Source organism: Mycolicibacterium lacusdiani (genome assembly GCF_021916785.1).
In the GTDB taxonomy this organism is placed as follows: Bacteria; Actinomycetota; Actinomycetes; order Mycobacteriales; family Mycobacteriaceae; genus Mycobacterium; species Mycobacterium lacusdiani.
Map to the genome: position 1 here is coordinate 143,063 of NZ_JAKCFC010000001.1, position 18,248 is coordinate 161,310.

The 18,248-nt window shown below is 69.6% G+C and carries 23 protein-coding genes and 1 pseudogene; 7 read left to right on the top strand and 17 right to left on the bottom strand.

What is annotated here, in order from left to right:
• The first annotated feature begins 8 nt into the window (after positions 1 to 8).
• Positions 9 to 197 (top strand): hypothetical protein, encoded by a 189-nt coding sequence (locus LOK44_RS00680; protein WP_163917490.1) that lies wholly within the window; start codon positions 9 to 11, stop codon positions 195 to 197.
• Here LOK44_RS00680 and LOK44_RS00685 read toward each other — a convergent pair.
• The 7 genes from LOK44_RS00685 to LOK44_RS00715 form a co-directional block, all read right to left on the bottom strand.
• Entirely contained in the window at positions 194 to 853 is a 660-nt protein-coding gene (locus tag LOK44_RS00685; RefSeq protein WP_237568063.1) for a TetR/AcrR family transcriptional regulator, read from the bottom strand. The genes LOK44_RS00680 and LOK44_RS00685 overlap by 4 nt on opposite strands.
• 69 nt (positions 854 to 922) lie before the next feature.
• A complete protein-coding gene (locus LOK44_RS00690; RefSeq protein WP_237568064.1) occupies positions 923 to 1,885 on the bottom strand; it encodes a glycine betaine ABC transporter substrate-binding protein in 963 nt (320 codons plus the stop codon).
• 5 nt (positions 1,886 to 1,890) lie between these two features.
• Positions 1,891 to 2,649: an ABC transporter permease gene (locus LOK44_RS00695; RefSeq protein ID WP_237568907.1), complete on the bottom strand. Its 759-nt coding sequence runs from the start codon at positions 2,647 to 2,649 to the stop codon at positions 1,891 to 1,893.
• Between the two features lie 17 nt (positions 2,650 to 2,666).
• A complete protein-coding gene (locus LOK44_RS00700; protein ID WP_283817702.1) occupies positions 2,667 to 3,860 on the bottom strand; it encodes an ABC transporter ATP-binding protein in 1,194 nt (397 codons plus the stop codon).
• Positions 3,853 to 4,500 (bottom strand): ABC transporter permease, encoded by a 648-nt coding sequence (locus LOK44_RS00705; protein ID WP_237568909.1) that lies wholly within the window; start codon positions 4,498 to 4,500, stop codon positions 3,853 to 3,855. The genes LOK44_RS00700 and LOK44_RS00705 overlap by 8 nt, the downstream gene beginning before the upstream one ends.
• A gap of 129 nt (positions 4,501 to 4,629) precedes the next feature.
• Entirely contained in the window at positions 4,630 to 5,262 is a 633-nt protein-coding gene (locus LOK44_RS00710) for a C40 family peptidase (RefSeq protein ID WP_237568065.1), read from the bottom strand.
• A 286-nt stretch (positions 5,263 to 5,548) separates the two neighbouring features.
• Entirely contained in the window at positions 5,549 to 6,328 is a 780-nt protein-coding gene (locus tag LOK44_RS00715; protein WP_237568066.1) for an SDR family NAD(P)-dependent oxidoreductase, read from the bottom strand.
• A gap of 38 nt (positions 6,329 to 6,366) precedes the next feature.
• Between LOK44_RS00715 and LOK44_RS00720 the strand changes: the two genes are divergently transcribed.
• Positions 6,367 to 6,846, top strand: a complete 480-nt coding sequence (locus LOK44_RS00720; RefSeq protein ID WP_237568067.1) for an SRPBCC family protein — start codon at positions 6,367 to 6,369, stop codon at positions 6,844 to 6,846.
• A 147-nt stretch (positions 6,847 to 6,993) separates the two neighbouring features.
• Entirely contained in the window at positions 6,994 to 7,578 is a 585-nt protein-coding gene (locus LOK44_RS00725; protein WP_237568068.1) for a hypothetical protein, read from the top strand.
• Here LOK44_RS00725 and LOK44_RS00730 read toward each other — a convergent pair.
• From LOK44_RS00730 to LOK44_RS00740, 3 genes are all read right to left on the bottom strand, one after another.
• On the bottom strand, positions 7,530 to 9,194 hold the full coding sequence (locus tag LOK44_RS00730) for an acyl-CoA synthetase (protein ID WP_237568069.1): 1,665 nt from the start codon (positions 9,192 to 9,194) through the stop codon (positions 7,530 to 7,532). The genes LOK44_RS00725 and LOK44_RS00730 overlap by 49 nt on opposite strands.
• 79 nt (positions 9,195 to 9,273) lie before the next feature.
• A complete protein-coding gene (locus tag LOK44_RS00735) occupies positions 9,274 to 9,696 on the bottom strand; it encodes a hypothetical protein (RefSeq protein ID WP_237568070.1) in 423 nt (140 codons plus the stop codon).
• Positions 9,697 to 9,810: 114 nt separating this feature from the next.
• On the bottom strand, positions 9,811 to 10,173 hold the full coding sequence (locus tag LOK44_RS00740; RefSeq protein ID WP_237568071.1) for an Rv0313 family protein: 363 nt from the start codon (positions 10,171 to 10,173) through the stop codon (positions 9,811 to 9,813).
• Between the two features lie 122 nt (positions 10,174 to 10,295).
• On the opposite strand from LOK44_RS00740, the gene LOK44_RS00745 reads away from it, so the two are divergent.
• The 3 genes from LOK44_RS00745 to LOK44_RS00755 are packed head-to-tail and all read left to right on the top strand — an operon-like array spanning position 10,296 to position 12,162.
• Positions 10,296 to 11,129: a nuclear transport factor 2 family protein gene (locus LOK44_RS00745; RefSeq protein ID WP_237568072.1), complete on the top strand. Its 834-nt coding sequence runs from the start codon at positions 10,296 to 10,298 to the stop codon at positions 11,127 to 11,129.
• A gap of 54 nt (positions 11,130 to 11,183) precedes the next feature.
• The gene (locus tag LOK44_RS00750; protein WP_163917480.1) at positions 11,184 to 11,747 is read left to right on the top strand and encodes a hypothetical protein; all 564 of its coding nucleotides are present in this window, start codon (positions 11,184 to 11,186) and stop codon (positions 11,745 to 11,747) included.
• A gap of 37 nt (positions 11,748 to 11,784) precedes the next feature.
• Positions 11,785 to 12,162 (top strand): DUF732 domain-containing protein, encoded by a 378-nt coding sequence (locus tag LOK44_RS00755; RefSeq protein WP_237568073.1) that lies wholly within the window; start codon positions 11,785 to 11,787, stop codon positions 12,160 to 12,162.
• On the opposite strand, the gene LOK44_RS00760 is transcribed toward LOK44_RS00755, so the two are convergent.
• Both LOK44_RS00760 and LOK44_RS00765 read right to left on the bottom strand, forming a co-directional pair.
• Positions 12,148 to 12,969 carry an SGNH/GDSL hydrolase family protein gene (locus LOK44_RS00760; protein WP_237568074.1) on the bottom strand — a complete coding sequence of 274 codons (822 nt, stop codon included), beginning with the start codon at positions 12,967 to 12,969 and terminating at the stop codon, positions 12,148 to 12,150. The two genes, LOK44_RS00755 and LOK44_RS00760, sit on opposite strands and share 15 nt — an antisense overlap.
• A gap of 24 nt (positions 12,970 to 12,993) precedes the next feature.
• Positions 12,994 to 13,770 carry an LmeA family phospholipid-binding protein gene (locus tag LOK44_RS00765; RefSeq protein WP_237568075.1) on the bottom strand — a complete coding sequence of 259 codons (777 nt, stop codon included), beginning with the start codon at positions 13,768 to 13,770 and terminating at the stop codon, positions 12,994 to 12,996.
• Positions 13,771 to 13,857: 87 nt separating this feature from the next.
• Here LOK44_RS00765 and LOK44_RS00770 point away from each other — a divergent pair, with 87 nt between their 5' ends.
• The gene (locus LOK44_RS00770; RefSeq protein WP_237568076.1) at positions 13,858 to 14,325 is read left to right on the top strand and encodes an NUDIX hydrolase; all 468 of its coding nucleotides are present in this window, start codon (positions 13,858 to 13,860) and stop codon (positions 14,323 to 14,325) included.
• Positions 14,326 to 14,371: 46 nt separating this feature from the next.
• On the opposite strand, the pseudogene LOK44_RS00775 reads toward LOK44_RS00770, so the two are convergent.
• From LOK44_RS00775 to LOK44_RS00795, 5 genes and pseudogenes are all read right to left on the bottom strand, one after another.
• Positions 14,372 to 14,791, bottom strand: a pseudogene (locus LOK44_RS00775) (nuclear transport factor 2 family protein); the annotation flags it as partial.
• Positions 14,755 to 15,660, bottom strand: a complete 906-nt coding sequence (locus LOK44_RS00780; protein ID WP_237568077.1) for an LLM class F420-dependent oxidoreductase — start codon at positions 15,658 to 15,660, stop codon at positions 14,755 to 14,757. The gene LOK44_RS00780 and the pseudogene LOK44_RS00775, both read right to left, overlap by 37 nt.
• Positions 15,661 to 15,687: 27 nt before the next feature.
• Entirely contained in the window at positions 15,688 to 16,794 is a 1,107-nt protein-coding gene (locus LOK44_RS00785) for a PDR/VanB family oxidoreductase (RefSeq protein ID WP_237568078.1), read from the bottom strand.
• Positions 16,794 to 17,693, bottom strand: a complete 900-nt coding sequence (locus LOK44_RS00790) for a metal-dependent hydrolase (protein ID WP_237568079.1) — start codon at positions 17,691 to 17,693, stop codon at positions 16,794 to 16,796. Before LOK44_RS00790 ends, LOK44_RS00785 begins: the two co-directional genes overlap by 1 nt.
• Before the next feature lie 82 nt (positions 17,694 to 17,775).
• Positions 17,776 to 18,192 carry a hypothetical protein gene (locus LOK44_RS00795; RefSeq protein ID WP_163917475.1) on the bottom strand — a complete coding sequence of 139 codons (417 nt, stop codon included), beginning with the start codon at positions 18,190 to 18,192 and terminating at the stop codon, positions 17,776 to 17,778.
• Between the last annotated feature and the right edge of the window lie 56 nt (positions 18,193 to 18,248).

The following is an 18,248-nucleotide window of genomic DNA, read 5'->3' on the forward strand; positions in this document are numbered from 1 at the left end:
GTCGGGCCATGCGTTTCGCCATCATCTGCGTCGGCGTCGTCGTCGCCCTGTTCGGCCTGCTGTTCACCCTGCAGGGCATCGGCGTGGTCGGCGGCAGCCCCATGAGCAACACGACGACGTGGACGGTCCTCGGCCCGATCATCGCGCTGATCGGCGTCGCGCTGGCCGTGGGCGGCTGGCGCACGCGCCGCAACTAGTCCGCGGCGGTCTGCCGGACATCCATGTCGGCCGCGAACCGCGCCACGTGACCCAGCGACCGGTCCAACCGGTCCATGACGATCTGGGGTCCCAGCGCCGCGTCGTCGCGATCCTCGACCAGGTCGCGGCAGGCAGTCACGATCGTCGTCGAGAACAGGGCGACGGCGAGGTCGAGATCCGCATCGTCGGGTGCGACGCCCATCTTGCGGGCCAGCGCCTCGATCGCGGCCGGGCAGCGGTAGTCGATCGCGGCCTGCCGCAGCGTGTCCGAGGAGTTGACGATGCGCAGGATCAGTGCGATGCGGTCGGTGGTCAGTCCCTGCGGCGAGCGGCGCGACACCCCGTCCAGCACCGCCATGTGCGCCGCCCGCAACGCCTCCATCGGGCTGAGGTCGTCGGGCAGCGCCTCCAGTTGCACGACGATCTCGTTGGCGAGGTCGTCGAGCACCGCGATGAACACGGCGTCCTTGGTCGCGAAGTACCGGCTGAAGGTTCGGGTCGAGATCTCAGCGGCCGCCGAGATCTGCTCGACCGTGGTGTTCTCGTAGCCCTGTTCCAGGCAGAGGCTCACCGCCGCGTCGACGAGCATGCGGCGGGTGTTCTGCTTCTTCCGCTCGCGCAAGCTCGGCCGTAACCCTGCGGACCAATCGGACACGCCGGGGAGCTTACCGGCCCGCACGACGGTTGCTGGCGATCGTGAACGATCCGTCACGGATCGGTCCGGCTAGGTCAGCAGACCCTGCTCGATCAGCCAGTCCCTGGCGACCAGCGCCGGATCCTCGCCGTCGTTGTCGACCTTCGCGTTCAGGGTCAACATCACCTCGTTGGTCACCAGCGGATTGAGCTGGCCGAAGATCTCCGCGAGTTCGGGATGCGCCTCGAGCACTTCGGTCCGGATCACCTCGGTGAGGTTGTACAGCGGAAAGAACTGCCGGTCGTCTTCGAGCACCCGTAGGTTCAGCGCGGGAATCCGGCCATCGGTGGTGAACACCTCGCCGAAGTTGCAGTCTCCATTGGCCGTTGCGGTGTAGATGACGCCGGTGTCGAGGTTGGTCACCCGGCCGAGATCTTCGCGCGTCAAGCCGTAGGTGGCCAGCATGGGGACGAAACCGTCGTTGCGGCTGGCGAACTCACTCTCGACGCAGAACGTCAACTCCTGCTTGGGAAGTCGCTCGAGATCGGACAGCTTGGTCACCCCGAGCCGCTCCGCCTCGGACTCGCGGATCGCGAACGCGTAGGTGTTGTTCATCGGCGCAGGCGGCAGCCAGGTGAGGTCGTTCGCCCGGTCCGCCTCGTTGACCGCCTGCCACTGGGCCTGCGCGCCCTTCACGGGCTGCTCGTTGCCGAGATAGTTGATCCAGCCCGTGCCGGTGTACTCGGGCGAGACGTCGGCGTTGCCGTCGAGCATCGCTTGCCGGACGCCGAAGCTGCCCGGCGTGTTCGTCAGGTTGGTGACCTCCGCGCCCGCCGCCGCAAGGACGATCGACACCATGTTGCCGAGGATGAGCTGCTCGGTGAAGTCCTTGGCGATGACGGTGATCTTCGCCCCGTCGAGCGAGTCGTAGTGCGCGATGGCGCCAGGGCGCGCCTCGAGTACGGCGCCGCTGGCCGAGCGCAGGCCGCACCCCGCAAGGGCGGTCGACGCGATGGCCAGCCCCGCGAGCACGGCGGTGGTGCGACGCAACATGATCCCTACACTCCCTTCGGCGACGCGACCATCTCGACCACGCGCGCCAGCCAGTCGATGGCCAGCGCCAGCGCGGCGACGAGGATGGCACCGACGATCAGCGTGGTGCTCTGCTGCAGTTTGATGCCCGTGGTGATCAGTTGACCGAGTCCGCCCGCACCGGTGAAGGACGCCAACGCCGCGGTGCCGACGATGAGCACCAGCGCGGTGCGCACACCCGCGATGATCACGGGCAGGGCCAGCGGGAGCTCGACCCGCCGCAGCGTGGAGAACGCCGACATTCCCATGCCGCGCGCGGCCTCGACCAGCTTGCGGTCGACGCCGTCGAGACCGACCACGGTGTTGGCGATGATCGGCAGCGCGCCGTAGATGGTGAGAGCGGCCACGGCGCCGGTGGCGCCGATGCCGAATAGGACCGCGCCCAACGCGATCAGACCGATCGCCGGCGCGGCCTGGCCGAAGCCTGCGACGGTGATGATGGGCTTGGAGAACCGCCGCATCGCGCCGCGGGTCAGCAAGACGCCGAGCGGGATGGCGATCAGGCACGTCAGCACCGTGGCGGCCAGGCTCACCCCCATGTGCTGGCGCAGCAGCGTCAGGAGCGCGGGGACGGCCAGCGAGCGCTTCTCCGACTCCGACACGTCGGCGGCGTTCACGTACAGCAGCGCGCCGACGACTGCGATCACGCACAGTGTCGGCTGCAGGATCCAGCGGAGCCGGCCCGGCCGGGCGATGCCGGCGGTCGGGACGTCGTTGGTGACGATCGCGGGAAGCGCCGACGTCACGAGCCCTCCCGCGCCGGCGCACCGCGCAGGTCGGCCATGGCGTCCATGATCGTCTCGACGCGGATCGCGCCCTGGTAGACGTTGCGCCGGCCCGTGACCACGACGACGCCGTGTGAGGACGTCAGCATCAGGTCGAGCGCGTCGTTCAGCGTCGAGGCGAGGCTGACGACTTCCAGGCCCTCGTCGCGGGACACATTGTCCAGCGCGTCCGGTGCGGCGAGCTCCTCAAGTGACAGCCACCGCTGCGGGCGATCCTGCTCGTCGAGCACGATGACGTGCTGACGGTTGATCGCCTCCGCGGCACGTATCGCCGCGGTGGGATCGCCGCCGACGTGGGCGACCGCCGCCTCGTGCAGGTCGACGTCGCGGACCCGGGTCAACGTCAGTTGCTTGAGCGCTGCGCCATGACCGACGAAGCCGCGCACGAAGTCGTTGGCCGGGTTGCCGAGGATCTCCTCGGGTGTGTCGTACTGAACGATCTTGGAGCCCTGGTCGAGGATCGCGATCTTGTCGCCGAGCTTCACTGCCTCGTCGAAGTCGTGCGTGACGAACACGATCGTCTTGCGGAGTTCTTCCTGCAGGCGCAACAGCTCGTCCTGCAGCCGCTGGCGGGTGATCGGGTCGACCGCGCCGAACGGCTCGTCCATGAGCAGGACCGGCGGGTCCGCGGCGAGCGCCCGGGCCACGCCGACGCGCTGCTGCTGGCCGCCGGAGAGTTCGCGGGGATAGCGGTCGCGGTACTTGGCCGGTTCGAGGTTGACCAGGTCGAGCAGTTCGTCGATGCGCGCCGAGATCCGCTTCTTGTCCCACTTGAGCAGACGCGGAACGATCGCGATGTTGTCGCCGACGGTCAGGTGCGGGAACAGGCCTGCACCCTGAATGACGTACCCGATGTGCCTGCGCAGCTCGTCGGGGTTGCGCTGGGTGACGTCGTCATCGCCGATGAAGATGCGTCCACTGGTGGGCTCGATGAGGCGATTGATCATCTTCATCGTCGTGGTCTTGCCGCAACCCGATGGGCCGACCAGCATCACGATCTCGCCGGCCGGGATCTCCAAGGTGACGTTGTCCACCGCCGCGGCGCTCTTGGCGTCGTAGCGCTTGGTGACGCCGTCGAGCAGGATGCGCGCCCCGCCGGAGCGGCCGGCGTCCTGCGTGGCGTCGGAGTCGATGGTCGCTGAATCAGACAAGGATTCCCCTAGGGGTGGTGAGCCGGGTGACGACGTTCAGGACGGTGTCGAGGACGACGGCGAGGATCAGGATGCCGACGGTGCCTGCGACGATCGAGTTCGTGGCGTTGGCGCCGCCGGTGCGGGAGATACCCGAGAAGATGTAGCCGCCGAGGCCGGGACCCAGCGCGTAGGCGGCGATCGCGGCGATGCCCATCAGCATCTGTGCCGAGATCCGGACGCCAGTCATGATGACCGGCCACGCCAGCGGGAGTTCGAGCCGAAGCAGCGTGGTCGCCCGGCTCATGCCCATGCCCCTGGCCGACTCGATCAGGGTGCGGTCGACGCCGTTGAGTCCGACCAGAACGTTGCGAAGTATCGGCAGGAACCCGAAGAACACCAGCATGATCACCGAGGGCAATACGCCGATCCCCACGATTCCGACCAGAACGCCCAGCAGAGCGTAGGACGGGATGGTCAGGCCGACCGAGGTGAAGGAGTTACCGACGGCCAGACCCCATCTGGAGCGGTAGATCAGGACGCCGACCAGGACTGCGGCCAGGGTCGCCAGTAGCAGCGTCTGCACCACCAGGCTCATGTGTTGGTAGGCGAGAAAGGACAGCACTGACCAGCGGTCTCGCACGAAGTCCACGAACCCGATCAACTGTCACGCCTCTCCGCACCGGCTGCTTCGATGCCCGCGGAATGTACCCCGGCTGAACGGTCGGCAAACAGGAGTGCGCCGGGCGCAGCAAATCGCAGGGGGAGGCGGGTGCCGGGCGGGTGCCGGCTAGATCGCGGCGGGAGGCGGTGCGGGGACCAGGTCTGGGGCGGGTGCGGGGACCGCTCCGGGTGGGGCGGGGGGAAGGTTCACCGGTGGGGCGGCGGGCACGTTGATGGGCGGAGCGGTCAGCGGGTCCGGGGCAGGCGGCACGAACCCCACGTTCACCACGTCACCCGGTGGGGGCGGCGGAGGTGGCGGCGGAGCGAACGGGTCGAGCGGCGGGGGCGGCGGTGCGTCCGGCGGCGCCGGAGGTCCGGCGAGTGCTTCGGCGGGCAGGTACATGTGCTTGGTGAACTGGGACTGGAAGGCGCCGCCGCCGCCGACCTTGACGCCGCCGCCCTCTCCGCTGGAAACCGGTGTGCCGTCGGGCAGCGTCACCGCGGTGTGGCCGGAGTTCCAGCCGATGTTCAGTGCTCCCGGTTCGGTGCCGTACCGGAACCCACGGGCCAGCAGAGCAGATTCCTGGTTGCCGGTGTTGAACCGATCGCCGTAGACGGGCCGGCCGGTTGCCGCGTTGGACACCCAGGACGCCAGTCCGGAGCAATCCGTGCCTGCGGGCGAGTCGCCACCCGTCACGTACGGCGTCCCCGAGACCTGATTGACGAGTGTCAACAGCGTTGCGGTCGCGAATCCAATCATGGCGTCGGACGCTAGCAACGGGTTTCGGCCAGTGCCAAGATATGTGGCAGCGGTCACGTTTGGCCGGAGGCATGGCGTGGGTCTCAGAACGCGTTGAGCGCGTTGCGATTTCACAAATGCCCGAGGACGTGCATGCGGGTCGTGTTCGCCAGGGCTGGATTCGACGTCAGTCGAGTCCTACGAGACGCGAGATGGCTTGCGGCACGGATTGTTTGAGCTTTCGATACTCGAGCTTGACTCCAGCGTCACGCTCGCGCCCGAGATCCGTTACGTGGGAACGGCTGCCTCAGCGGTAGACGCCCATGCCCCCATCGACGTGGATGGTCTGCGCGGTGAGGTAGCCGGCGTCGTCACTGATGAGGAATGCGACCACCGCGCCGATGTCCTCGCAGGTACGACCGACGCGTCGCAGGGGCACCGAGCGAACGGCACGCTCGAAGTCCTTGGGCGCCAATTGTTCCCAGGCCTGCACGCCCTCGGAGTCCGCGAACGGGCAGACGACGTTGACCCTGATGTCGTCACGCCCCCACTCCAGGGCGGCGGCCTTCGACATGCCGCGCACCGCTTCCTTCGCACCGGCGTAGGCAGCGAACCTGGCTTGTCCGCCGGTGCCGGATGCCGATCCGAGGTTGACGATCGACCCGCCGCCGGCAGCGGCCATCACGGGATGCACGGCCTGCATGAGGAAGAAGGTGGCCCGCGGCGCGGTGTCGAACACCAGGTCGTAGTCGTCGGCGGTGACGTCGACGAGCGCCTTGGGTTCATTGGTGGCCACGGCGTTGTTGATCAGCGCGTCGATGCGGCCGTGTGCCGCGAGCGCGGCCTCGACGACGAGCCGGGGACTATCCGGATCGCGGAGGTCGATCACGGCCGACTCCATGTGCAACCCGTCGGCCGCGAACCCGTCGGACGTGGCCGCGAGCCCGTCGCCGTCGCGGTCGACGCCGAGTACGCGTGCGCCACGGCTGAGCAGGGCGCGTGCGATGCCCCGCCCGACGCCGCGGGCAGCGCCGGTGACGATGGCCGTCTTGCCGTCCAGGGAGAGTGGGTGCGAGAAGCCCGTCATGGCGACAAGCTACCCGGCCGACCGGCTAGATTCGGCGGGTGACGCGCGGCCGCACGTGGTGGACCCGCAGTGCCGACTGCGTGCTCGCAGAGGACGTGCCCGCACCGCCGGAAGCCGTCCGCGACTTCTACGTCGACCTCCGCAACATCCGTGAGGTCCACCCGCTGGTCGTGTCGGTCCGCCCGGCGGATCGGGTTCGGCACTGCGACGGCTACGTGCAGAGCTACCGGGTGCGCGACCGCATCCGGCTGGGTCGCCTCACCGTGGGGGTCACCTACACCGCCACCCTGACCGTTCCCGACGCCGGCGACGTGCTCACCGAGGCGCGCCAGTTTCCCCACGTCCGCCTCGACGGCGTCGTGTCGTTCGAGCCCAACGCCGGCGGCACCCGGGTCACCGAGCGTCTTCGCGTGGTGGCGCCCGCACCGTTGGCCTCGGCCACCGTCCGTCAGGCCACCGCAGCCCACGTCGAGATGCTCGCCGGCATCCGGCGTCGCTTCGCTCAGCCGACCGGGTGATGGGCCCGGTGGCGCGGAACCGCTGCGAGCCAGTTCCTTTCAAGATTGGCCCGACGACGCCGGGCCGCAGAGGTTCTTTACAGATCGTCTTGCGAATGTCACGCTCTTGGTAGTGTCGGGAAGCCCACGACAACCCCGGGAGCGAATGTGGCGAGCACTGGAACGTACGGCGTCGGTAGTGCACGGGCGGGTGCCCCGGTCACCAGCAGGCTGGGCAAGTACCAGCTCCGGGTGACCGCGCGCGACGCCACCGAGGTGGTGGCCCACGCGGGCGGATGGCTCGTCGACCGCGCCATGGCGGGCTGGGACGTCTCGGTCGTGCTGACCGAGGACTGCGACGCGGCGCCCCTGCGGATCCTCGGCGTGCACGCCGACCATCGAGACGCCGACGACGACTCGACCGCGCCGCTGCGATCGCAGTCGATCGCGGTGTCGGCCGGGGCCATCGCGACCGACGAGGAGCTGCGCAGCGCCGTAACCCGCACCGCCAAGCGAGGCCTCGCCGAGGTGATCGTCTGGGGCGACGCGGACGCCGCACTGGTGCCGGGACTCGAACCCGTCGTGCACGTCCTGAGTTCTGCGGCGCGCGCCTTCAAGGCACGCGCCCTGATGGCGGCCGGGACGTGCCTCGACATCGCACCGACCGAGACCTTCCGATACCGCACCACCGCGGTACTGGCCGACTACCGAGACCTCACGCCCTCGGCCGCGACGCTCTTGGCCCAGCGGTAGTCGGCCTTGCCCGCGGGCGACCGGACGATGGCCTCGGCCCGGACGAACGCCTTCGGGATCTTGTAGCGCGCGATCGACGTGCGGCAGGTTTCGACGAGCTCCTCGTCGGTGGCCGAAGCGCCCTCGGCGAACTGCACGACCGCGACCACCTCGCTGCCCCAACGCTCCGAGGGCCTTCCGACGACCACCACGTCGTACACGGCCGGGTGCGCCGCGATGGCCCGCTCGACCTCCTCGACGAAGATCTTCTCGCCGCCGGAGTTGATGGTCACCGAGTCGCGGCCAAGCAGTTCGATGCGCCCGTCGTCGAGCACGTTGGCGCGGTCACCGGGCACCGACCAGCGCACGCCGTCGATGGTGGGGAAGGTGCGGGCGGTCTTCTCGGCGTCGCCGAGGTAGCCGAGCGGGATCAGATCCCGGCGGGCCAGCCAGCCCTTGCCCTCACCCGGCCGGAGTACGCGGTCGAGGTCGGCGGACACGACGGCGGTGTCGAACTGCGGGGTGAAGGTCGCAGGCGTCGCCTCGGCGCCCGCGGCGTTGAACGTGCTCATCTGCGCGCCCGACTCCGACGCCCCGACGGCGTCCATCACCATGATGTTCGGCAGGGCGGCCAGGATGCGCGCACGGACCGTCGGCGACATCGGCGCACCGCCGTTGGAGATGGTCACCAATCCCGACAGGTCGTAGTCGCCCGCCTCGATCTCCTCGACGAGGGGTCGCGCGATCGCGTCGCCCACCACGGGGATGCTCAGCACCCGCTCCCGCTCGGCCAACCGGAGCACCTCGGCGGGTCGCATGCGCTCGACGTCGTCGGGGATCACGACGCGTCCGCCCATCGTGACCATGTTGAACGTCGCCCACTGGGCGGCACCGTGCATCAGCGGCGGAATCATCAGGATCGACATCGCCCCGGGTGATGCGCTGGCCTTGGCGGCGAGTTCGTCGTAGGACGCGAGCGCCTGATCGCTGCCCCACGGCCGTCCGCCCATCGAGGACAGGAAGATGTCGTGCTGGCGCCACAGCACGCCTTTCGGCATGCCCGTGGTTCCGCCGGTGTAGAGGATGTAGAGGTCGTCGCCCGTGGGCTTGGGCATGCCACTCGCCGGCGGCGGTGTCGTGACGACGGACTCGAAGTCGACTGCGCCGGGCAGCAATTCGTGTCCGGAGTCGTCGGCGACCTGGATCAGCACCGTCAGGTGGGGCAGCCGGTCCCGGATGGCGGCGACCCGCGGTGCGAACTCCGAGGGGTAGACCAGCGCACGCGACTTCGAGTCGGTGAGCAGGTAGAGCAATTCCTCCTCGACGTAGCGGTAGCTGACGTTGAACGGTGCGACCCGGGCGCGGAACCCGCCGATCATCGCTTCGAGGTACTCGTTGCCGTTGCGCAGATAGATGCCGAGGTGGTCCTGACCGGACTCGTGACCGGCCAGGCCGTCGCGTTCGGTGTGGCAGCCCAACCCGACGGACGCCAGGTAGTTGGCGAAGCCATCGACGCGGGCGTCGACCTCGGCGTAGGTCATCCGGCGGTCGCGCCACACCAGGAAGGTCTCGTCCGGGATGGACTTCGCGACCGCACCGAAGACGTCGGACAGATTGAACTTCACGTCAACGCTCACAGCCCATGACCATACAGCTCAATCCCGTCCGTATGGTCGAAGTCGGCGGCACTGATCGGTGGGACCCGAGGCGTCGGGATCAGCCCGGGAAGAACCCGGCACCCGTCAGTGTGCCGGGCTGCCAGCCCCGCGCACCGAGGCACACCATTGGTCGACCGTCGGGCGACTGCGCGGCCGACTTCGGCCCTGGGCACGGTGCGCCGATGTCCTGCTGCCCGTGCAACGGGTACGACGCCACCCAGAACCCGGTGTAGACCGGCGGCCACTGATTCGGGATGTAGTGACACACCAGCGGCTGCCCACCGCGACCGCGGCCGAAGGTGAACAGCTGGTAGTTGGTGCACGGACCGTTCAGCGCGGCGTCGTACACCATTCCGGGAACGTCGGTGGGGTAGCGGCCCGGCTCATCGGAGAAGTCGTTGGTCGGGTCGGCGCCCGCGGATGGAGCCAGCCCGATCGCTGCAGCCACCACGGCGGCGGCAATCGTCAGTTCGCGAAACAATGTGGTGCCCTCCTCGACGTCGTGGCAAAGCCTAACGGGTTCGCCTCGGGCGTCGAGTCGTTTCGCTCCGGTCAGGCCGGTGTCGATGGCGGCCGGATCACTCGGAGGCCTGTATTACTCGGAGGTGGCGTCGAGCACGCTCACCGCGATGCCGTACGGCAGGAAGCGGACCCGCCGTGTCGGGTCGGTGTTGTTCTTGTTGGCGCGCAACGCGTCCAGTTCGGTCGGGTAGACCTCTTCGATGTGCGCGCCGCCCTCGGCGTCGACGGTGTAGATCGACCACACCCCGTCACCCTTCTCACCGGTCGTCTCCGGTTCGGCCTTCGGCCGCGACGTCTGGGTGAGGTCGCCGAGCAGCGTCGCCCAGCCGGCGCCCCTGCTGATCTTGTCGACCGCGTCGCGCAAACCCTCGCCGGCCTCGCGAATGGCCCGGTCGAAGTCCTCGGGGTCGATTCCGAACGGTCCGTTCTGGCTCATCGCCATCCTCCTCGTGCTGGTCGACCCCGGCTGGTGCGGGCGACCTCACCAGTGTGCGCGTGATCCGGACGGTTCGCCACGATCGGCCGTCGGACCCCACCTGGCTGAGCGACGATGTGTGGGTGTCAGAACCCCCTGCCCCGGCTGCTGGACCCCCCGCCCCCGCGCGCGGCGACCTGCTGGCCGCCGTCGAACGCTCACCCGAGGCCGCGGCAGCCCACGAACGTTCGGCATGGGTGGGGCTCTTCGCGGCCGACGGGCAGATCGAAGATCCCGTCGGATCGGCGCCGCACCGCGGCCACGACCGCATCGGGCGGTTCTACGACACGTTCATCGGCCCCCGCGACATCGCGTTCGGCCCTGGCGTCGACGTCGTCCACGGCTGCACCGTGGTGCGCGACCTGACGCTGCACGTCACGATGGGCGCGTCGCTGACCATGGCCATTCCCGCCTACCTGCGCTACGACCTGACGCCCGTTCGGCACGGCTACGCGATCACCCGGCTGCGGGCGCACTGGGAACTGCCCTCGATGGTCCTCGAGTTCGCGCGCAGCGGCATCGCGTCGGTGCGGCCGGGCCTCGGCCTCGGGCTGGGGTTGCTGCGCAACCAGGGTCTCGCCGGCGCCGTGGGATTCGCCTCGGGGTTCCGGCGCGCGGGCGCCGGTCGGCGCCGCAAGGTCACCGACCTGCTCGACGACGCGTGCGCGGGCAACGAGGTCGCGGTCCGGCGACGGCTGTCCGGCGACGTGCCCGTCACGGTCGGCGACGGAGACCGGATCAGCGCGTCGGATCTGGCGGCCCGGTTGCGCGGCGGACGGTGGCGAAAGGCCATCACCGCGGGCAACACCGTCACCGCTGGCGTCGAGGTCGACGGGCAGCGGGGCGTGCTGTTCACCGACGTGGGTTCCGGGCCCGGCGCGGTCACTGCCGTACGCCTGTTCATCGAGGACCGGTGAGATTCGGGCGGGTCGGGTTGACTGCGCCTGCGGACGTGAGAACGTAGCAGGACCATGCCTGACCACCAGTATCTGACATACGAGGAATTCGGCCGCCGGTTCTTCGAGGTCGCAGTGTCCGAGGAGCGCGTCGGCGACGCCATCGCATCGATCGCCGGCGACGAGTTCACCATCGGCCCGATCGCCCAGGGTCCAGGCAAGCTCGCCAAGGTCACGGCCAAGGTCAACGTGCAGACCCCGCAGGTCACCAGGCACGTCGGGGACTCGATCACGTTCTCGATCCGGATCCCGCTCGAGATCGACATGGTCGTGGACCTGCGCATCGACAAGCCGCGCTTCGTCGTGTTCGGCGAGATCTCGCTGCGGGCCGAGGCGATGGCCGCCGAACCACTGCTGCTGATCCTCGACGTGCACAAGCCCCGCGCAGCCGACATCGCCATTCACGTGACGTCGAAGACGTTGCGGGCCGAGGTCGTCCGGATCGTCGGTGGCGTCGACGCCGAGATCAAGCGATTCATCGCCGCCCACGTGGCAGGGGAGATCGACAGCCCGGAATCGGTGAAGGCCAAGGTCATCGACGTGGCCCAGCAACTCGACGAGACCTGGACCGGCGTCTGAGTTGGGCCCGTCACCGCCTGCGCCGTACGCTTCGGGCGTGCATCGTAGATTCCAGGCTGCTCGCGTGGCCGCCCTCGTCGCAGGCATCGCCACCACGACCGTGCTGGCCGCCGCACCCGCTCACGCGGACCCGGTCGACGACGCCTTCCTCAACGCACTCGACAACGCGGGCGTCGCCATGACGGCGACCAACCCGGCCGACGCGGTGGCCATGGGACAGTCGGTCTGCCCGATGCTCTCGGAGCCCGGCCAGACCGCCGCCGACGCCGCCGCGAAGGTCGCCGACGGCGCAGGCATGTCCCTGGGACCCGCAACCATGTTCACCGGCCTGGCCATCTCGATGTTCTGCCCCGGCGCCATCGCGTCGATCGGCAACGGGCAGAACCCGATTCCCTTCGGGCTACTCGGCTTCTGAGCGTTCGGCGACATCGCCGACAGAGCCGACGTAGCCGAGTTCGGGTCGCTTCGGCCCACGGCCATTCGCACTCGAGAGCCCACGCAGGTTCCGCCACACCCACGGCATCAGCAGATTCTGGGCCCACAGCGCCTGCGAGTACATCCTCGAGTTGAGCCCAGGCATGACGACGTTAGGCCGCATCGTCGCCCAATCATGGCTGCTGTCAGGCAGATCGAGGGCCTCCGCCGCTGCGGCCTCGAACAGGGCGTGCCCCGCGGGTGAGCCGTGCACGCGGTCGTCACTCCACGTCTGCGGGTCACTCATCGACGGCGCACCGTACAGATCCACCAGCCGGAAGTCGTGCCGGGCCGCCGCCGCGCGAATGACGCCATTGATCTCCACGACCCGGCCGGCGATCAGCCTGCCGACCGGCAGGATGCGCGCGAGGTCGGGGAACGTCGTGGTGACCACCGTCGCGCCCGACTCCGCGAGCCGGTCGTGTAGGAGGTCGAGGTCGGCCAGCGCGCGGTCGAAGGTGCGGCCGGGGCGCGTGACGTCGTTCATCCCGATGCACGTGGTGATCAGGTCCGGCGCCATGGCCAGCGCCGCGGGCAGCTGCTCGTCGAGCACGTTCCGGATCCGCCTGCCGCGCACCGCCAGATTGGCGTACCGCAGACCGGGATGCAACGCGTCGAGGTGCGCTGCGAGACGGTCGGCGAAACCGGCCACGCCGGTGGCATCGGTGCCGTCCCACAAACCCTCGGTCTGGCTGTCGCCGAGTGCGACGTAGCGCTGAAATCCGTGGGGTGGGGGGCGCTTCGGCACGGCCGAAACTCTAGCGAAGGAACCTCAACGGTCCCTGCCGGGCCAGATCACCTGCAACGGCCCACTCACCGAGCTCAGCTGCGCGACGACGTCCTCCAGGCGGGTGCGCGGCACGTCGGCCCGCCATTCGTCCAGCGTGCCGCTGATGCGAACCACACCGGGGGCGAAGTCCACCTCGGTGATGCGGAACCCGTGTGGAAGGTCGGGCAGCTGGATCCGGTAGCCGGGCGTGCGATGCGGCAGCGACCAACGGCGGCGGCGCACCACCGCCTGCGGCACCAGCCACAGCGTGGAGCCCTCGAGCCGTGCCGTCACCTCGAGCGATCCCGCGCCCTCCCTACGTGCGACGTGGAGCCGGGCGACGCCGTCGCCGTCGACGCGGCCGCCCAGCCTGGGCGCGCCTGCCCGGAACAGGTGGTCGAGCGTCGCCGCGGGCAGGTCGACGCTCACGTCGACGGGTGCGGCGACGAGCACGGGCGGCACCGTCGGGGTGACGTGGACACCGTGCAGCACGGCAGTCGCTCGATCCAGGGCGTGGCCGTTCCACCGCACGTCACGCGCGGTGAGCCGAATGTCGTCGAGTCGCCCGGCGCTCACGCTGCGCAGATCCAACCGGGACACCAGGTCGTCGACGGTGAGCTCCAGGCGGCCACCGCCCGTCTGCACCGCCAGTCGTCTGCCCCTGATCAGCCCGCGGATGGTGATGAACGTGCTCAGATACGCCGCCGTCACCCCGGTATTGGCCAGCACGTCGAGTGAACGACGGGGATCCCAGTGGCGGAGCGGCCAGGGACGCGTCACCGTTCCAGCATCGTGCATCCCCGGATGCGCGCCAACCGCAGGGGGCCGCAGCGAGGGCGCCCCACCGGCCCTCCGTAGGCTCGTCGCGTGCCCAAGCTCAGCGCCGGACTGCTGCTGTACCGCATCACCGACGACGGGATCGAGGTGCTGCTCGGCCATCCCGGTGGCCCGTTCTGGGCCCGTAAGGACGACGGCGCCTGGTCGATTCCCAAGGGCGAGTACACGACCGACGAGGACCCGTGGTCGGCCGCGCGGCGGGAGTTCCGCGAGGAGATCGGGTTCGACGCCCCCGACGGCCCGCGGCTGGACCTGCCACCGGTCAAGCAGGCAGGCGGCAAGGTGGTCACGGCGTTCGCGGTCCAGGGTGACCTCGACGTCACCGACAGCGTGAGCAACACGTTCGAGCTGGAGTGGCCGAAGGGGTCGGGCCGCGTCAGGGAGTACCCGGAGGTGGATCGGGTGGCATGGCTGCCCGTCGAGGAGGCCCGGGTGAAGCTCTTGAAGGGTCAGTTGCCGCTGCTGGATTCGCTGCTCGAGCGTCTCGCAGCCGACTGACCGGCTTGCTCTCGATGGCGTTGATGGTCAGCGCCCTGCCGTGGATGCGCCACCCGAGCGCGGTCCAGGCGTACTCGTCGTCGTAGCGCAGGTGCCACGCCACGTCGTGCGCCATCCCGTCGCGACGGGTCCAGTGGTGCGCCACGCACGTGATGCGGCCCAGCGCATGACCCGGTCCGGTGCCCGCGGCGTACACCTCGCCGACGATGGCGTGCTCGGTGCGCTCCACGTCGGCGAGTGCGGCCAGCGTCGCGCGGACGCCGCTCCTGCCGTGATGGACGCGGACCGGCTCCAGCGCTCGCGGCGGGTCCGGCAGGTGCAGTTCTGCTGTCTGGGTGAACAATTCGGCGACGTCGTCGAACCGGCGGTCGTCGACGGCCGCGGCGTACAGGTGGACCAGGTCGGCCAGCGCCAGGCGGTCGGCGGTGGTCAGGCCCACGGCGTCAGCCCCAGCCGCTCCGCGCACGCCGACACGACGTCCTTGGCCTCCTCGAGCTCCGCCGTCGGCGGCATCGCCAGCACGAGCCGATCGGCGCCCAGGTCGGCCAGCCGCCCTGCCCGTTCGGCGTCCACCTTGGTGACCAGGTGGCCCAGCGACAGTTCGAGCGCGTCCGAGTCGCGGCCGGACCGTTCGGCCTCCTCGCGCATCAGCGCGACGAGGTCGGCGAGCGCGGCACCGGTGACGCCGAGTGGCTGCAGCCCGTCGCCGCGCCGACCCGCACGGCGGGCGGCGGCCCTGCTGTGCCCGCCGACGTGGATCGGCACCTGGCGCGTCGGCTTCGGATGGCACGCCACGTGGTCGAAGTCGAAGAACTCGCCGTGATGACTCGCCCCGTCGGGCTGGTCGGACCACAGCAGCCGCAGCACGTCGATCTGCTCGTCGGCGCGGCGGCCACGCTCATCGAACGGAGCATCACAGGCCTCGAGTTCTTCACGCAGCCAACCCATTCCAATGCCGAGCCGCAGCCGGCCCGACGACAGTACGTCGACGGTGGCCACCCGCTTGGCCAGCGCGACGGGATGGTGGTTCGGCAGCACCAGCACACCGGTCGCCAGGCCCAGCCGCGTCGTCCGTCCCGCGAGGAAAGCCAGGAGGTCGAGCGGGTCCGGTACGGGACAGTCGGACGGGATGTCGACGCGCCCGGACGGGTCGTAGGGGTAGACGCTTTCGTACCGGGTCAGCAGGACGGTGTGCTCGACGACCACGATCGACTCGAACCCGCAGTCCTCGAGGTGGCGGGCGAAGGCCGACATCCACACGGGATCGGCGGTGACGCCTGCGACGACGGGCGCGACGACGGCGCACTTCGGCAAGCACCCATCAGCCTGCGACATGGGCGAATAGTAGACCGATCGCGGACCTCAGAGGTCCAGGACGAGCCCCTCGTCCCCGGCGGCCCGGGATACGCAGACCAGCATCATGCCCGCCTCCCGTTCCGGCTCGGTCAGCAGCGTGTCGCGGTGGTCCACGGCCCCGGCGAGCACGCGCGTCCGGCACGTACCGCAGAAACCCTGCTGACACGAATACGGCACGTGCACCCCCGAACTCACGAGCGCCGACAGCACCGTCGTCGTCTCTCCGACCCGGACCACGTCATCCGTGCCCGCGACCCGGACGCTGAACTCGCGGCCGTCGACCACCGGCGGCGCAGCGAAGCGCTCGAAGTGCAACTCAACGTCGTCACGGCCGACGAGATGCGTGCGCACCGACGTCAACAGCGCCGCGGGGCCGCACGCGTACACCGTGGTGCCCGCCGCGCACTCTCCGACCAGGTCGGCCGCGGTCGGCAGCCCGTATCTGTCGTCGGTCCGGATCGTCACGCGCCCGCCGAAGCGGGCGACCTCGTCGAGGAACGGCAGGCTGTCGGCGCTGCGTCCGACGTAGACCATCGACCAGCCGACGCCGAGCCGTTGCGCGGCGGCCAGCATCGGCAGGATCGGCGTGATGCCGATGCCGCCTGCGATAAACCGGACGCGGCGGGCGGGGGAGCCGTAGCCGGGCACGGTCAGGGGAAAGGCGTTGCGCGGGCCGCTCGTGGTGACCAGCGAGCCGACGCGAAGGTCGTCGTGCACCTCGACCGATCCACCGCCGCCGCCCGGGATGCGGCGCACGGCGATGCGGTACGCGGACTCGTCGTCGGGGTCACCACACAGCGAGTATTGGCGCAGCCTGCCGCTCGGGAGGCGGATGTCGATGTGCGATCCGGGATGCCAGCGCGGGAGTGACCCGCCGCCGGGAGCGGTCAGCCGCAGGGCGATCACGTCCTGGTCGTGCGCGACCACCGTGCGGTCGGCCACCACCAGCGTGACGGCGCGGTCGACCTCGGGCACCGGCGCCACCTTGCGCACGGCGGCCGACAGGGCGAACAGGCCGCTCAACGCGGCGTCGGCGATGCCGAGGCTCCAGTCGTGGCGCAGCCGGCCCGACGCGCTCGGTGGCGCCTGCCGGATCCGGGCGACGATGCCCATCAAAGATGCGCCGCGCGGGCGGCCGGCGACGTGGCCAGATACGACACGGCCTGGGCCGTCGAGCCCATCACCTCGGGCGTGAAACCCGGCTTGAAGTACACGAAGGTGTTGGCGCCGAACAACTTTCGATACAGCGGCAGCAGTCCCGCCTTGGAGTCGCGCATGCGCATGCGCTGCATCTGCCACCACGAGACGTCGAGGCTGGGATCGGACTTCGTCAGGTACCACGCGCCGCGCTGGAAGAACGTGGCAATCATGACGATCGACACCGCCATCGCTCGGATCCGGTCGAGGTAGCTGTCGTGGAAGTACATCGCGACGTCATGCGCCACCATGCGATGCTCGACCTCTTCGGCGCCGTGCCAGCGGAACAGGTCGACCATGGTCGGGTCCGCGCCGTGCTCGTCCCACGCACAGTTCAGCGCGAAGTCACCCATCACCGCGGTGTAGTGCTCGATGGCGGCGATCAGCCACAACCGGTCGCACAGGTGGTTGAGCCGCTTCGCCGGGTCGGACGACTTGCTGGGTGCGAGCACCTTCTCGAAGACGTACTCGATCTGGTCCAGGATCGGTCCGACGTCGACGCCGTGGTGGACCATGTACTCGCGCAACACCTTGTCGTGGACGTCGGCGTGCGTGGCCTCCTGGCCGATGAAGCCGCGGATGTCCTCCGCGAGCTTCGGGTCCTTCACGAGCGGGAGCGCCTCGTTGTAGGTCTCGACGAACCACCGCTCGGCCGCGGGCAGCACGACGTTGAGCAGGCTGATGACGTTGGACGCCACGGGGTGCTTCGGTATCCACTGCAGCGGGATGTCCCCGACGTCGAAGTGGACCTTGCGGGCCTGGATCTGAACCGGCCCGGGATCGATCTCGGTGATGGTTCGCTGCGGATGCGACATGTGGCCCCCTCCTCTGGACGTGGCAAGGGGAGTCTACGACGCTACGTGGGACCGCCGGTAGCGCCTAGGTGCGGTGACGAGGTCAGCCGACGGGCACCGGCACGCCGACGGGGCCGCCGTAGGTGCCCTGACCCGCGCCGGGCGCGGGAGCGTTCCCACCGGGGCCCGGCTTGGCCTGGCCCGCGCCTGCCGGGGTGTTGGCCGTCGCGTTGAGCACGGCTTCCTCGGTGCAGTCGACGTTGAGGTACATCCGGCCACCGCCGGTGACCTTCTGCTGGGAGACGATGCACTCGGCCTGCGGGTAGTCGCTGCCGACCGCTCCACCGAAGAAGGCCTTGACGTTCTGGCTCTTCAGGATCGCCAGGGCACGTGCGTAGGGCTCGCCGACGACGTTCAGCGAGCTGGCGCTGGCGGGTTCCGCGTAGGCGACACCCGGGCTGATGAGAGCGATCGTGGCGGCGGCGATGGCGCCGGCGCCCAGAACGGCGAATTTCTTCACGTGACCTCCGTGTGTCGCGGTGCGGCTGCGAACATATCGCAGTTCAGTCCCATGAG

Excerpts from the sequence above, each read along its gene's own strand:
- LOK44_RS00740 (WP_237568071.1), bottom strand. The coding sequence starts at position 10,173 with ATGAGCCAGAACGGACCGTTCGGAATCGACCCCGAGGACTTCGACCGG.
- LOK44_RS00680 (WP_163917490.1), top strand. The coding sequence starts at position 9 with ATGCGTTTCGCCATCATCTGCGTCGGCGTCGTCGTCGCCCTGTTCGGC.
- LOK44_RS00715 (WP_237568066.1), bottom strand. The coding sequence starts at position 6,328 with ATGACGGGCTTCTCGCACCCACTCTCCCTGGACGGCAAGACGGCCATC.
- LOK44_RS00785 (WP_237568078.1), bottom strand. The coding sequence starts at position 16,794 with ATGGGCATCGTCGCCCGGATCCGGCAGGCGCCACCGAGCGCGTCGGGC.
- LOK44_RS00690 (WP_237568064.1), bottom strand. The coding sequence starts at position 1,885 with ATGTTGCGTCGCACCACCGCCGTGCTCGCGGGGCTGGCCATCGCGTCG.
- LOK44_RS00790 (WP_237568079.1), bottom strand. The coding sequence starts at position 17,693 with ATGTCGCATCCGCAGCGAACCATCACCGAGATCGATCCCGGGCCGGTT.
- LOK44_RS00750 (WP_163917480.1), top strand. The coding sequence starts at position 11,184 with ATGCCTGACCACCAGTATCTGACATACGAGGAATTCGGCCGCCGGTTC.
- LOK44_RS00780 (WP_237568077.1), bottom strand. The coding sequence starts at position 15,660 with ATGTCGCAGGCTGATGGGTGCTTGCCGAAGTGCGCCGTCGTCGCGCCC.
- LOK44_RS00710 (WP_237568065.1), bottom strand. The coding sequence starts at position 5,262 with ATGATTGGATTCGCGACCGCAACGCTGTTGACACTCGTCAATCAGGTC.